Origin of the sequence: Amycolatopsis sp. 195334CR (genome assembly GCF_017309385.1) — a bacterium.
Taxonomy (GTDB): Bacteria; Actinomycetota; Actinomycetes; order Mycobacteriales; family Pseudonocardiaceae; genus Amycolatopsis.
In genome coordinates, this window is record NZ_JAFJMJ010000003.1 from 614528 (window position 1) to 627811 (window position 13284).

General features: G+C 70.6%; 12 protein-coding genes. 6 read left to right on the forward strand and 6 right to left on the reverse strand.

The annotated features are described in order from the left end of the window. Positions 1 to 250: 250 nt before the first annotated feature. On the reverse strand, positions 251 to 760 hold the full coding sequence (gene msrA / locus JYK18_RS39915) for a peptide-methionine (S)-S-oxide reductase MsrA (RefSeq protein ID WP_206809071.1): 510 nt from the start codon (positions 758 to 760) through the stop codon (positions 251 to 253). A gap of 129 nt (positions 761 to 889) precedes the next feature. On the opposite strand from msrA, the gene JYK18_RS39920 reads away from it, so the two are divergent. Next, the gene (locus tag JYK18_RS39920) at positions 890 to 1693 is read left to right on the forward strand and encodes an aminotransferase class IV family protein (RefSeq protein WP_206809073.1); all 804 of its coding nucleotides are present in this window, start codon (positions 890 to 892) and stop codon (positions 1691 to 1693) included. Here the strand turns inward: JYK18_RS39920 and JYK18_RS39925 are convergent. Beyond that, positions 1663 to 2544 carry an aldo/keto reductase gene (locus JYK18_RS39925; protein WP_206809075.1) on the reverse strand — a complete coding sequence of 294 codons (882 nt, stop codon included), beginning with the start codon at positions 2542 to 2544 and terminating at the stop codon, positions 1663 to 1665. The genes JYK18_RS39920 and JYK18_RS39925 overlap by 31 nt on opposite strands. 104 nt (positions 2545 to 2648) lie before the next feature. Here JYK18_RS39925 and JYK18_RS47280 point away from each other — a divergent pair, with 104 nt between their 5' ends. Together JYK18_RS47280 and JYK18_RS39935 are read left to right on the forward strand one after the other, a co-directional pair. Beyond that, positions 2649 to 3521 carry a LysR family transcriptional regulator gene (locus JYK18_RS47280; protein ID WP_206809076.1) on the forward strand — a complete coding sequence of 291 codons (873 nt, stop codon included), beginning with the start codon at positions 2649 to 2651 and terminating at the stop codon, positions 3519 to 3521. Then, positions 3514 to 4482 carry a hypothetical protein gene (locus JYK18_RS39935; RefSeq protein ID WP_206809078.1) on the forward strand — a complete coding sequence of 323 codons (969 nt, stop codon included), beginning with the start codon at positions 3514 to 3516 and terminating at the stop codon, positions 4480 to 4482. Before JYK18_RS47280 ends, JYK18_RS39935 begins: the two co-directional genes overlap by 8 nt. A gap of 23 nt (positions 4483 to 4505) precedes the next feature. Here JYK18_RS39935 and JYK18_RS39940 read toward each other — a convergent pair whose 3' ends face one another. Together JYK18_RS39940 and JYK18_RS47285 are read right to left on the reverse strand one after the other, a co-directional pair. Further along, positions 4506 to 5162: a response regulator transcription factor gene (locus JYK18_RS39940; protein WP_206809079.1), complete on the reverse strand. Its 657-nt coding sequence runs from the start codon at positions 5160 to 5162 to the stop codon at positions 4506 to 4508. Further along, complete coding sequence (locus tag JYK18_RS47285; protein WP_206809080.1) at positions 5163 to 6338, reverse strand: sensor histidine kinase; 1176 nt, start codon at positions 6336 to 6338, stop codon at positions 5163 to 5165. A 183-nt stretch (positions 6339 to 6521) separates the two neighbouring features. Here JYK18_RS47285 and JYK18_RS39950 point away from each other — a divergent pair, with 183 nt between their 5' ends. Both JYK18_RS39950 and JYK18_RS39955 read left to right on the forward strand, forming a co-directional pair. After that, the gene (locus JYK18_RS39950; RefSeq protein WP_206809081.1) at positions 6522 to 6758 is read left to right on the forward strand and encodes a hypothetical protein; all 237 of its coding nucleotides are present in this window, start codon (positions 6522 to 6524) and stop codon (positions 6756 to 6758) included. Between the two features lie 134 nt (positions 6759 to 6892). Beyond that, a complete protein-coding gene (locus tag JYK18_RS39955; RefSeq protein WP_206809082.1) occupies positions 6893 to 7303 on the forward strand; it encodes a hypothetical protein in 411 nt (136 codons plus the stop codon). Here JYK18_RS39955 and JYK18_RS39960 read toward each other — a convergent pair. After that, the gene (locus JYK18_RS39960) at positions 7270 to 7692 is read right to left on the reverse strand and encodes a GNAT family N-acetyltransferase (protein ID WP_206809083.1); all 423 of its coding nucleotides are present in this window, start codon (positions 7690 to 7692) and stop codon (positions 7270 to 7272) included. The two genes, JYK18_RS39955 and JYK18_RS39960, sit on opposite strands and share 34 nt — an antisense overlap. 126 nt (positions 7693 to 7818) lie before the next feature. On the opposite strand from JYK18_RS39960, the gene JYK18_RS39965 reads away from it, so the two are divergent. Then, positions 7819 to 12477, forward strand: a complete 4659-nt coding sequence (locus JYK18_RS39965) for an RHS repeat-associated core domain-containing protein (RefSeq protein ID WP_206809084.1) — start codon at positions 7819 to 7821, stop codon at positions 12475 to 12477. A 4-nt stretch (positions 12478 to 12481) separates the two neighbouring features. Here JYK18_RS39965 and JYK18_RS39970 read toward each other — a convergent pair whose 3' ends face one another. Beyond that, on the reverse strand, positions 12482 to 12985 hold the full coding sequence (locus JYK18_RS39970; protein WP_206809085.1) for a pyridoxamine 5'-phosphate oxidase family protein: 504 nt from the start codon (positions 12983 to 12985) through the stop codon (positions 12482 to 12484). Between the last annotated feature and the right edge of the window lie 299 nt (positions 12986 to 13284).

Consider the following 13284-nt stretch of genomic DNA (forward strand, 5'->3'; position numbering starts at 1 on the left):
GCCCCCTCCAGCAAATATCCGGCCGGCCCGGACAGCCGACCGACATATTATGACCGCACCCGCGGCGCGGATCAGGCCCATATGACAAATTGCCGCGACCGGTGTTCTGGTATGAAAGATCAATTGCGAGTGCGCCGGCCACGCCCGCCGCGGGAAACAACGAACCGCGGCCCGTCACCGGACCGCGGTTCGTTGTTTGCTCACACCGTCGGCGAATCGGGGCGGTACGCCCGCGATCCCGCCGCCCGGATCACGCCCGTGCCGTCGACAGGGTCCAGTCGGGGCGGACGTAGTGGCAGGTGTAGCCGCCGGGTTGCTTCACCAGGTAGTCCTGGTGCTCGGCCTCGGCCTCCCAGAAGGTCCAGTCACCGGACACCGTGGTAACCACCTTCGCCGGCCACTTTCCCGAGGCGTCCACGTCCGCGATGGTCTGCTCGGCGACGCGCTTCTGCTCGTCGTCCTCGTAGAAGATGGCGGACCGGTAGCTGGTGCCGATGTCGTTGCCCTGCCGGTCCTTCGTGGTCGGGTCGTGCACCTGGAAGAAGAACTCCAGCAGCGCGCGGTAACTGGTCACCGCCGGGTCGAAGATGATCTCCAGCGCCTCCGCGTGGCCGCGGTGGTTGCGATAGGTCGGGTTCTGCACGTCCCCGCCGGTGTAGCCGACCCGGGTCGACACCACCCCCGGCTGCGCGCGGAACAGGTCCTGCAATCCCCAGAAACACCCGCCGGCCAGGACGGCGCGCTCGGTGGACTTGGTCATTTCGGCCTCAACTCCTTCCGCGGGGAGAACGCGGTCACCCGCCGCGGTATTCCGGGCCGGGTGGCCGCCTGTGATCTGGCGCACCGGCACTTGTCCTTGATACCGGTGTGAAGCTTTACCGTGGCGATCATGAACCAGTTTGTTGCCCAGCTCGACGGCAAGGACGCGACGGCGGAGGAACTGGCGCCGCTCGCCTTCTCCGGTTACGCCCATTTCACCGCCCTGCAGGTGCGCGACCACCGGATCCGCGGCCTCGACCTGCACCTGGACCGGCTCCGCGAGGCCTCGGCGGAGATGTTCGGCACGGCACTGCCCGACGAGCAGGTGCGCGCCCACCTGCGGACGGCCATCGAAGCCGGACCGGCCGACCAGTCGCTCACCGCCACGGTGTTCTCCGCCAACCGCGAGTTCACCGTGCCCGACGGGCAGGCGGAGCTCTCCGTGCTGGTCCGCACCGGCCCCGCCGCCACCCCGCCCGCGGGCCCGCTCCGGCTGTCCGCGGCCGAGCACGAGCGGTTCCTGCCCGCCCGCAAGCAGGTCGGTGAGGCGGCCAAGACCTACCTCCTGCGCCAGGCCGTCGCCGAGGGCTTCGACGACGCCGCCTTCCTCGACCGGCGCGGCCGGATCAGCGAGGCCACCATCTGGAACCTCGCCTTCTGGGACGGCACCGCGGTGGTCTGGCCCGAGGCCGAGCTGCTCCACGGCATCACCATGGCCATCGTCGGGCGGCAGCTGGACCGGCTCGGCGTGCCCCAGCGCACCGAGGAGATCACCCTCGCCGACCTGCCCCGGCTCACCGGGGCGGTGGTGCTGAACTCGTGGACCCCGGGCATCGCGGTGCACGGCATCGACACGGTCCAGCTCCCCGCCGCACCCTCCTTTGTGGACCTCATGCACCGGGCCTACGAGGCGGAACCGCTCACCGCCCCCTGACCGTCGAGCGCGGCCAGCTCGGCACCGGACAGCTCCAGGTGCACCGCCGCGGCCGAAGCCCGGATGGTCTCCGGTCGCGACGAGCCGGGGATCGGGATGACCACCGGCGACTTCGCCAGCATCCAGGCCAGGGTGACCTGCTGCGGGCTGGCGTCGTGCGCCCGCGCCACCTCGGCGAACGGGGCGAACCGCGAGCCGAGGTCCTCGGCCTTGGCGATGCCGCCGAGCGGACTCCACGGCAGGAAGGCGATGCCGAGTTCGGTGCACAGCTCCAGCTCTGGCTCGCTGGAGCGGAAGGCGGGCGAGAACTCGTTCTGCACGGCGGCGAGCCTGCCGCCGAGGATCTCGTTCGCCAGCCGGATCTGCTCCGGGTTCGCGTTCGAGATACCGGCGAAGCGGATCTTGCCCTCGTCGAGCAGGTCGGCCAGCGCACCGATGGAGTCGGCGTACGGGACCTCCGGATCCGGCCGGTGGAACTGGTACAGCCCGAGCGCTTCGGTACCGAGCCGCTTGAGCGAGGCCTCGGCCGCGCGCTTCAGGTACGACGGCGAACCGTCGAGCTCCCAGCGCCCACCCGGCCGGGTGTGGCCGCCCTTGGTGGCGACCAGCACGGCGGAGGTGTCGCCGGGAAAGCTCGCCAGCGCGCGGGCGATCAGCGATTCGTTGTGCCCGGGATCGCTCGTGTCGAGGTGGTAGGCGTCGGCGGTGTCGATCAGCGTCACCCCGGCGTCCAGCGCGGCGTGGATGGTGGCCACCGACCGGCTCTCGTCCGGCCTGCCCTGGACCGACATCGGCATGCCGCCGAGTCCGATGGCGCTGACCTCGGTTCCGCCGATCCGGCGCGTCTGCATGGGAACTCCTCTTGGTCGGGTCGTACGTCCCCCAGCCTGCGCCCCGCGCATTAAGCTGTCCAACAGAAGAAACCGATCCGACTAAGCAGACTGGGTGATCAGTGGTGGAACTCCGCCAGCTCGAGTACTTCGTCGCGGTCGCCGAGGAGTCGCACTTCACCCGGGCCGCGCAGCGGATGCACGTGGCCCAGTCCGGCCTGTCGGCCGCCATCCGGTCGCTGGAGAAGGAACTCGGCGCGCCACTGTTCCGCCGCAGCACCCGCCAGGTGCGGCTGACCAGCGCGGGCGAGGCCCTGCTGGTCGAGGCCCGCCGCACCCTGTCCGCCGCCGACGCCGGCCGGGACGCCGTGGCCGCGGTGCAGGGCCTGGTCCGCGGCACCCTGGCCATCGGCTCGCTGCAGTGCCTGCACTCGCTCCCCTTGCCGGAGTTGCTCCGTGACTTCGTCACCGCCCATCCCGGACTGGACGTCCGGCTGCGGCACAGCGGCTCGACCGAACTGCTCGACCAGGTGCGGACCGGCACGCTCGACCTCGCCTTCGTGGCCAGACCGTCCCGTTGCCCCGAGGGCCTCCGGCTCGCCCCGCTCGGCACCGAACGCCTCGTGCTCGCCTGCGCACCCGAGCACCCGCTGGCTGGTCGCGCCGAGGCACGCCTCACCGACCTCGCCGACGAGCGCTTCGTCGACTTCCACCCCGGCTGGGGCACCCGCGACCACGCCGACGCCGTGCTCGCCGACGCCGGGGTGCACCGCAAGGTGGCGCTCGAGGTCACCGACGTGCACTCGCTGCTCGAACTCGTCGCCTTCGGCCTCGGCGTGGCGCTGGTGCCGGAGACCTTCTCGCTGAAGACCGACCAGGCGCGGTTCATCCCGCTCCCCCGTCCGGTTCCGGCTTGGGAGACCATGTCGGTGACCACGGAACTCCCGAGCGCGGCCACGGTCGCGTTCCTCGGGCGGATGGGCGGCGGACATGGCTGAAACCCCGGAGCAGCGGCTGCACGACGCCCTGGCGAGCTGGGTCGCCGATCCCGACGGCGGGCCGGCCGAACTGATCGACGCGGCCTGCGCGGCCCTGGCCGGCGGGCTGGATTCCCCCGCGCTGCGCGACCTCGCCGGCACTTCGGCACGGGACTCGACCTGGGGCCTGCGGGAACTGGCCGAACGCGTGCTCCAGGAACTCGACATTCCCCTCCCCGGTCGCATTCCGCCCGGCTACTACGCGGCACCGGGCGGCGGGATCACGCGGCGCCCCGGCGTGGACTCCCTGCGGCTGGCCGTGGCTCCGACACCCGACGAAGCCCGCGGCTTCCAGGTCCTGGTCCACGTCAACGGCGTCGAGATGACCGCCGCCGGCGCGGGCCTCGGCATGGATCCGTTCGACCTGCTCATCCCGGACAACCGGCTGGTCGCCACCGCCGAACCGCACACCGTGCCGATCGCCCGGTGCGGCTGCGGGGTGTACGGCTGCGGCTCCACCGACGTCACCATCGTCCGCGACGGCGACCTGGTCCACTGGGAATGGCGACTCGAAGTGCCGATGCCACACGGGGTTTCCTTCCCCGCCGAGCAGTACGACGCGGAGATCGCCCGGGTCTCGGCCGACCATTCCTGGGAAACGCCGGTGCGCACCGCCGGGCGGTACGTGTTGACCAACCTCGACCACACCCACCTGCGCACCCACGGCCTCCGCGCCGACTGGGCCACCAACGACTACCGCGATCCCGAGTTGTTCTGCGTCGCTCTCGGGTGCGAGGAGTACCAGGTGTTCCTGTACACGCCGTGGCGCGGACGCAGCCCCGAGGTGCTGTCGCGCGAGGTGTGCGCGGCCCTCGCGCTCCCACCGGAACAGTGGACGGTCAGCTGGCACGCGATCCGTCCAGCGAACACCGAGCCGCCGAGCATCGCGGGACCTTCTTGGCAACGTCGGCAACTGTGGTGAGCCCAGTCGCTGCGGAAAACAACTCATTCGTCGGCGTCCCGGACGAGCAGCGCGATCTGGACCCGGTTGTCCACGGCCAGCTTGGTGAACAGACTGCCGGTGTGCGCCTTCACCGTGGCGACGCTGATGTGCAGCTGACCGGCTATCTCGTTGTTGGACCGCCCGTCCGCGATGGCGCGGGCGGTCTGCAACTCGCGTTCGGTGAGTGTGGACAGTCGTTCCCTGGCCCGGGCTTTCCGTGCCACGTCGGCCGCGCCCGCCCCGGTGGCGACCGCGATCAGCCGTGTGGCCGCGGCCGGTGACAGCGCGGGATTCCCGGCCGCCACCGTCCGGACGGCGGCCACGATGTCCGGCGGCGGGGTGTCCTTGAGCACGAACCCGAGCGCACCGGCACGCAGGGCGCCGAGCACCATCTCGTCGGAATCGAACGTGGTCAGCACCAGCACCCGCGGCGGCTCGGGCGCGGTGAGGATCTCCTCGGTGGCGCTCAGCCCATCGCGGCCGGGCATCCGCACGTCCATCAGCACGACGTCGGGCCGCAACTCGCCCACCATGGTGACGGCGGCGTCTCCGTCGGCGGCTTCCCCGGCCACCACCAGATCCGGCTCGCCCTCGACGATGAGGCGCAACGCCATCCGCACCAGCTGATCGTCGTCGACGATCACGATCCGGGTCTTCATTCACCCGCTCCCTTCCGGCCACGGCAGCCACGCGCCGAGAACGAAACCGCCCTCCGCCCGCTGGTGCTCCAGCTCGCCACCGGCGAGCGCGACCCGTTCGGCCAGCCCCAGCAAGCCGAACCCGGACGCCGGTGGCCGCTCGATCGTCCGCGCCGCACCGGAATCGCGGATCCCCACCCGCAGACCGTCGCCCGGCGTGCCCTCGACGGTGACGTGAACCTGTGCCCCCGGAGCGTGTTTCCCGGCGTTGGTCAGTCCTTCTTGGACGATCCGATAGGCGGTGCGTGCGACCAGATCCGGCGGCTCACCCACCGCCGTGTTCGTGAACGTGACGTCCAGTCCCAGCGCCCGTGCGTCGTCGACGAGTGCCGGAACGTCGGTGAGCCCGGGTTGCGGTGGTTCGGCGCGGTCCGGTCCCGCCCGCAACACCCCGAGCACATCCCGCAGTTCCTCCAGCGCCTGGTGGGAACCGTCGGCGATGCCCCGGGCCAGCACGGCGACCTGTTCGGCCGGGAGGTCGGTGCGGTGCCCGAGCACCCCGGCCTGCATGGCGACCAGGGAGACCCGGTGCGCGAGCACGTCGTGCATCTCACGCGCGATGCGATGCCGCTCCAGGATCCTGGCCTCCGCCGCTCGCGCGAGCTGTTCGCGTTCCGCGCTTTCCGCCCGCTCGCGCAGGGATCGCACCTCCTCCCGCCGCGCCCCGACCGCGATGCCGACCGCCACCACGATGCCCACGATCAACGTGGGCAGGGAGATCGCGAGCCACAACGGATCCACCCCGTCACGCCGGGGATAGAGGTCGTTGGTGAACAACACGGTGGTGGCCACGCAGGCCACCGCGAGCAACATGGTCTCCACCGGACGGCGGCGGGCCGCCAGCGAGCCCAGCGCCAGCAGCGCGGCACCGCTGGCCAGGGTGGACACGGTCGAGATCACGACGACCGCGGTGGCCACCACGACCGGGAAACGCCGCCGCCAGAGCAGCGCTACCAGACAAGCTAGCCCGATCACCGGGTCACCGATGAAGAACCAGTCGATCCGCGCCCCCGTTGCGCCCGCGGGCAGTTGACTGGCGGCGAGCAACCAGACGAGCACACCACACGCCGCGGCGGCGAGGAGCCGCCACGCGTGGTGCCACGGCCCGATGGCGGGCCCGCCGACGTCGTTGATCACCGGCCCATCATCACCGACCGGTGGCAGCGGGCGCATTCGCCGTCCGGCTAGGACTGCCCCCTACCAAAGTTGCAGATCGCCGTCTCTTTGGTAGGGGGTGGTTCGCGACGGAAGATCGATGTGCCCGCCCCGCCCCTCCGGCGAGACTTCTCCGGGCAAGCACATCCCGGACGGAGGAGAGCGATGAACAAGGGCGGCTACGTCGCGGCGCAGGTGCTCGGCATGGTGGTGACCGTCGTGTTCGCCCAGGCGAGCATCCGCAGTCTTGTCGACCATTCGTCGAACCCGCTGTGGGGTGCCCTCGACTGGGCGCCCGGCGGCTGGGGCGGACGGTTGGCCGTGCTCGTGCTGTGCACCGCGGCCGGAGCCGTGCTCACCGGCTGGGCCCACGACCGCCAGAAGACCAGAGCCCGCTCATGAGGTCCTGGGCGGGCGCGAGAGAACGCCGCGGATCATGAGTGCTCAGCCGGACCTTCAGCGCGCTGTGCGGGGCGGGCACGATCACGAATCGGCGTACGAACGCACGCAGCAGGCTAACGACGCCCGTCGCCACGATGGCGGTGGTTTTAGCATTCGGCATGGTCGACAACGGCACGCGGCTGATGCTCCGGCGAGGCCTGCTGCTCGCCGGGTTCGTGGTGACGGGCTGGGCGGCGACGCGGGTGGCGCTGTTGCTGAGCGGGAACGAAGCGGTCGTGGCCGAGGACGACCGGCACGGATATGTGGCGATCTTCTCGCTGGTGCTGATGCCGGTGCTGGCCGCCGCCCTGGTGGCGCTGGTGATCGCCGCCGGCGAAGTGTGGCGGCACGGCCGCTGGCCGATCGGCCCCGGGGTGGCGCTGGCGCTGTCGTCGCCGCTGGCCAGTCCGGTCGCGCTCGTCGCGTTCGCCCTGGGGGTGGTGATCATCGTGGTGGCGCTGGTGGATCGGCGTCAGAGGGCCTTGGCCAGGAAGTACTTGCGGTAACCGCCGGGAAAATCGGGCAGTTCGCCGAACACGCGGTACCCGTGTGCTTCGTAGAACGGCCTGGCCTGGAAGCTGTAGGTGTCCAGCCAGGCGGACCGGCAGCCCCGCCTTCGGGCCTCGTCCTCGGCGGCCCGCAGCAAGGAGGCGCCGAGGCCCTGGCCGCGGGTCGATTCGTGAACCCAGAGCTGGGCGATGAACAACCACCCGTAGTTCGTGTGGCCCGCGATCCCGCCGAGCAGCTCGCCGTTCTCGCCACGGATGAAGGAGGCCAGCTTCTCGCGGTTCTCCGGGGGCAACGAGGAGGGGCGGCTGGCGACCAGCGAGGCAACCAGCTCGTCGAGGTCGGCCGCGGCCGGATCGGCGGTGACCGCCGGCGGTGTCCCGTTCACCCGACGATCCTCGCAAACGCCTGGCCGGGGCGCCCCGGGGGAAGAACGGGCAGCCTCGGACGGCCACTCGGGCAGCGCCGGTGCCGGGGCGTTGTCGTGCTCGGGGGCGTTGCCTTGACTACCTCCATGGCCAATCCGCTGGTAGCCGAGGTGCAGGATTCGACCACGGCGATTTCCGGTGTCCCGATCCTGGAGTCGATCAACGAGACCAGCAAGGCGATCGAGAGTGGTGACTGGGCGGCCGGGGTGCTGGGCGCGGCCGGGACCGCGCTCGACGCCCTGGGCATGGCGATGGATCCCTTCGGGTCGATCCTCGCCGCCGGGGTGGGGTGGCTGATCGAGCACTGTGGACCGCTCTCCGATGCCCTCGACGCGCTGACCGGGAACCCGGATGAGATCAAGGCGCACTCGGAGACGTGGAAGAACGTCGGCACCGAGTTGTCCTCGATCAGCGCGGACCTGGCCAAGATGATCGAGGAGGACACCGCGTCCTGGACCGGCCCGGCGGGGGATGCGTATCGGACGCGCGGGGCGGATATCGCCACGTTGATCACCGGGGCGCAGTCCGCGGCCGAGGGGGCCTCCAGCGGTATCGGGACCGCGGGTGAGGTGGTCGGGGCGGTGCGGTCGCTGGTGCGCGACATCATCGCCGAGCTGGTCGGGCACATGATCAGCTGGGCGTTGCAGGTGCTGTTCACCCTGGGCATCGGGCTGGCGTGGGTGGTGCCGCAGGTCGTCTCGGCGGTGGCCAAGACGGCGATGAAGATCGCCGACATCACCAAGAAGCTGGTCCAGGCGCTGAGCAAGCTCTCCCCGCTGCTGAAGAAGCTCGGGGATTCCTTCGGGGATGCGGCCAAGGCGCTGAAGAACATCAAGAGCGGTAACCAGCCCAAGCCGGAAACCACCCGCGGTGGCGGTGGTGACACCAGCCCCAGCAGCTCCGGACCCACCCCCAACCCGCCACCCGGGCAAAGCAACAACGGCGGCGGTGGGGGTGGCGACACCACCAGCAGCAGCGCCAAACCGGACGGCTCCTCGGGCACCCCGCCACCACCGGCACCCAAGCCCGACCCCACACCCAACCCGACCCCCACACCGACACCCAGCCCCACCCCGACCCCGACCCCGACGCCGCGGTCACCGGAACCCAGTACAGCGAACGGCAAAGGCGGCTCGCGCAACGACTCCGTCGAGGCCGAAAACCGGAACTGCAAATCCGACCCGGTGGACATCGCCACCGGTGAGGTGGTGATGACCCAGCTCGACCTGACCATCGCGGGTCAGCCTGACCTGTTGCTGGAGCGCACGCACGTCTCGTCCTATCGCGAGGGCCGCTGGTTCGGGCCCTCGTGGGCGTCCACTTTGGACCAGCGGGTCGAGGTCGGCGGGGCGGGAATCACCTACTTCTCGGCCGACGGGATGAAGCTGGTGTACCCGCGCCCCGCCGGGGGCGAGGTGGTGCTCCCGGCCGAGGGACCGCGCTGGCCGCTGTCCCGCACCGCCGACGGGTACCGCCTGGGCGACCGCACCGCACGCCGGACGCTGGTGTTCACCACCGCTCCCGGGCAGAGCGACGGAGTGATGCCGCTGACCGCGATCGAATACGAGGCCGCGCCGCGGGTCACCGTCGAATACGCCGCGAACGGGGCGCCGAGCACGATCCGCCGCGCCGACGGCCACGAAGTCCGCCTTGCCTCGTTGCGTGGGCGGATCGTCGAGATGGAGGCCGTGAACACGGCCGACGGCACCGTGGTGCCGGTTGTCCGGTTCGGCTACAACGAGGCTGGGCACCTCACGCAGGTGATCAACTCGTCCGGCCGGCCGATGACCTTCGACTACGACCCCGCCGGGCGGCTCACCGGCTGGCAGGACCGGACCGGCACCTGGTATCGCTACGTCTACGACCACAACGGCCGCTGCGTGCAGACGGTCGGGGCCGATGGTTTCTACGACGGCCGGTTCACCTACGACACCGAGGCCCGCGTCACCACGTACACCGACGCGCTCGGGCACCGCAGCGAATATCGGCTCAACAACGCGGGCCAGCTGGTCGAGGAAACCGATCCGCTCGGCCACACCCGGAAGTACAGCTGGGACCGCTACGACCGCATGCTCTCCCGCACGGACGAGCTGGGCCGGATCACCCGGTACACCTACACCGACGACGGTGAATTGGCCGAGATCATCCGCCCGGACGGTTCCGCCCTGCGGGTTTCGGCCGCGGCGGACGGGGCCGTGTCGCTCGAAGCCCGTGACGCGCGGCGCGAATACCCGGCGGACGACGCACCCGATCTGTTCACGACTTCGGTGGGCGCCGCCGTTCCGTTCCGCGCGGACGGCCGGTCCAGTCCGCTCGACGAAGCGGCCGTGCACCCCGCCGTCGGGGGTGCTCCGGGTGAACGCGACCTGTTCGGCCGTCCACGAGTGGCGCGCACCGGTTCCGGCGCCGCCGTCCGTCACGGATGGACGGTGGAGGGCAACCGCACCGTGCGCACCGGGCCGCTCGGGCGTCACGAAACCTGGCAGTACGACGCCGAGGGCAACGCCATCGAACACCGCGGCGCGGCCGGGCAGGTGACCCGGCGCACCTACGGGCCGTTCGGCCTGCCCACCGCCGAGATCGATCCCGCCGGTGGGCGCACCACCTACGCCTACGACGGCGAACTGCGGCTGATCGCGGTGACCAATCCGGCCGGGCGAACTTGGCGCTATACCTACGATCCAGCGGGCCGCCTGATCGCCGAGGAGGACTTCGACGGCCGCCGCCTCAGTTACACCTACGACGCCGCCGGGCAACTGCTGAGCATGACGAACGCGCTCGGCGAGGTCACCGAGTACCGCTACGACGTGCTCGGCAACGTCGTCGAACGGCGGACGGCCGCCGGGACCACCACCTACTCCTACGACTCCCTCGGCCAGCTGGAGCGCGCGACCAACCAGGATTCCGTGCTGGACATCGTCCGCGACGAGTACGGGCGGGTGACCGCCGAGGCGGTCAACGGGCTCGGGATCAGCTGGGACTACGACGAGAACGCCGTGCACCGCCGCACGCCGAGCGGGATCGACAGCACCTGGGTGTTCGACGGTGCGGGACGGCCCGAGTTGCTCACGACCTCCGGGCGTGAAGTGCGGTTCGAGTACGACGCGGCCGGCCGGGAGATCGGGCGGTACGTCGACGGATCGGCTGTACTGCGCCAGTCGTTCGACGAGCAGGACCAGCTGACCGAACAGGTGCTCACGGCCGGCGACCGGGTACTCAAGCAGCGCCGGTACCACTACCGCGTCGACGGGGAACTCATCGCCATCGACGACTCCACGACCGGCGCGCAGCGGTTCCGGCTCGACACGGCGGGCCGGGTCACCGAGGTGTCCGCGCAGCACGGGACCGAGCGGTACGCCTATGACGCGTGCGGGAACCTCACCAGCGCCACCACGCCGTGGTCCGAATACGACCACGACGGCCAGGGCCGGGTGGTCTCCCGCTACACCGGCGGGGCGGTCTGGCGGTTCTCCTGGGATCCGCTGGACCGGATGACCGACCTGACCGCGCCGGACGGCACCCGGTGGACCTACCTCTACGACCCGCTGGGCAGGCGGTTCGCCAAGCAGCGGTGGACCGGTGGTGCCGACGGCGTGCCGGTGATGACCGACGAGACCCGGTTCGTCTGGAGCGGTCCGGAACTCGTCGAGCAGCTGACCCAGCGCCACGACGGGTCGAAGTCGGTACTCACCTGGGAACGGCACCCGCTCGACGGGCGCGCGGTTGCCCAGTCCGAATACGCGTGGCCCCAGCATGAATCGCGGTTCCACTCGATCGTCACGAACCCCGTCGGCACACCGACCGAACTGCTCGGCGACAACGGCGACATCGTGTGGGAAGCACGCACGAGCATCTGGGGCGTGACGTGGCCGTCGAGGTCGGTGGCCACGACGCCGCTGCGGTTCCCCGGCCAGTACCACGACGACGAAAGCGGCCTGCACTACAACGTCTACCGCTACTACGACCCGACGGCGGCGCGGTACCTCAGCCAGGACCCGCTCGGCCTGCGCCCGGCGCCGAACCCGGTGGCGTACGTGGCGAGCCCGCTGCTCGCCGCCGATCCGCTCGGCCTGGCCGGGACCGGCAAGTGCGGTGGGTCGAACGGCGCGCCGAACCGCGACGGCACCGGCAACGACGCCGGGCACATCGACCGGTCGCAGCCGAAGCCGGACGGGAACCCGGGCAACGGCAAGGGCCTGGACCTGCGCAACCTCAGCGAGGCCGACTACTACAAGCTGAGCCCGCAGCTCAAGGAACTGCTGAAGACCGATCCGAACGGCGCCTGGTTCTGGTCCGGCGGCCGCCACGACGCGGACGGCAAGTGGAACTCCGTGATGGACACGGCGAACGACACGGCCAAGCGCAACGACGGCACCACCCTGGAAGCCAAGCTGGACAGCAACAAGATCACCATGCCGAACTGGAAGGACGAAGGCCCGTTCAACAAGCCCATCTGGGACGACGCCTCGGCCGCCTTCGCCCGCAACGCCAAGGGTGACGTGCACGCCATCCTGGTGCAGCCGGGCAAGGACGGACCGATCCCGGAGAACCCCACCGACGGGATCGCACGGCGCACCGACAACGTGTTCGACATGACGGAGTTCCCGATCCTGCGGCACAACCCGAACGTGGACCGGATCTTCACCCACGACGTGGTGTTCGACCAGAACACCAAGACGTTCGTGCCGCTCGGCACGAACGACCTGCTGTGGGAGAACCCGAACCGGCCCAAGCCGAAGCTGTAGGGGGTCAGAAGGTGTAGCGGATCTGGCGGTAGGGCGCCTTGCCGAAGGCCAGCACCTTGGCGGGCGTCACGGCGTAGACCGGGGCGCGGTGGTCGTTGTTGCCGGGATCGCTGAACTGACCGTCGACCACCTCGAACGGCCAGTCGATCTTGTCCTGCCACATCTTGGCGAGGCGGTGCAGCGTCTCCTCGTCGCCGATCCGGGCCGCGGTGCCCTCGACAACCACGTCGAGGCCGGAGCGGTAGGAGTTGGTCCCGGTGGTGAGCACGCAGCGGGAGTTGGTTTCGAGGTTGCGTGCCTTCTGCTCGTGCGCGCCGGTGCAGAAGTGCAGTTTGCCGTCGAGCCACATCGCGGGCAGGGGCGCCACGTGGGGGCGGCCGTCCTTGCGCACCGTGGACAGCCAGAACATCTCCGACTCGCGCAGCACCGCCTCGACCTCGGCCCACGGCATGGCGACACTGCCCGGCTCGCTGAATTCGGTGACGTGCTGGCTCTTCGGCTTGGTCATCGTGGCTCCTGGTGCTCGGCTGACGCTCTCACCGAGTATCGACCAGGCTCCCGCGCGAAACTCATCGCTCCTCCGAGCCGGGCTCCAGTCGGACTGCCTACGCTCGGCTTCGCCCGGGACACGCCGTCCGGGGCCGCCGGCTCGGTGCCGGAACCTCCCCACGTGGACCCAACGGGTTCCCCACCGAGCCGGCACGGGCCCCTGGGCTGGGCACCGTGGCGGCCCGTTCGGAGAACGCTGCCATCAGGCGGCCGCAGTGGGCAGCCAAATTTTCGCTCGCACCAGGCTGGACCGCGCGA

Excerpts from the sequence above, each read along its gene's own strand:
- msrA (WP_206809071.1), bottom strand. The coding sequence starts at position 760 with ATGACCAAGTCCACCGAGCGCGCCGTCCTGGCCGGCGGGTGTTTCTGG.
- JYK18_RS39920 (WP_206809073.1), top strand. The coding sequence starts at position 890 with ATGAACCAGTTTGTTGCCCAGCTCGACGGCAAGGACGCGACGGCGGAG.
- JYK18_RS39925 (WP_206809075.1), bottom strand. The coding sequence starts at position 2,544 with ATGCAGACGCGCCGGATCGGCGGAACCGAGGTCAGCGCCATCGGACTC.
- JYK18_RS39935 (WP_206809078.1), top strand. The coding sequence starts at position 3,514 with ATGGCTGAAACCCCGGAGCAGCGGCTGCACGACGCCCTGGCGAGCTGG.
- JYK18_RS39940 (WP_206809079.1), bottom strand. The coding sequence starts at position 5,162 with ATGAAGACCCGGATCGTGATCGTCGACGACGATCAGCTGGTGCGGATG.
- JYK18_RS39950 (WP_206809081.1), top strand. The coding sequence starts at position 6,522 with ATGAACAAGGGCGGCTACGTCGCGGCGCAGGTGCTCGGCATGGTGGTG.
- JYK18_RS39955 (WP_206809082.1), top strand. The coding sequence starts at position 6,893 with ATGGCGGTGGTTTTAGCATTCGGCATGGTCGACAACGGCACGCGGCTG.
- JYK18_RS39965 (WP_206809084.1), top strand. The coding sequence starts at position 7,819 with ATGGCCAATCCGCTGGTAGCCGAGGTGCAGGATTCGACCACGGCGATT.
- JYK18_RS39970 (WP_206809085.1), bottom strand. The coding sequence starts at position 12,985 with ATGACCAAGCCGAAGAGCCAGCACGTCACCGAATTCAGCGAGCCGGGC.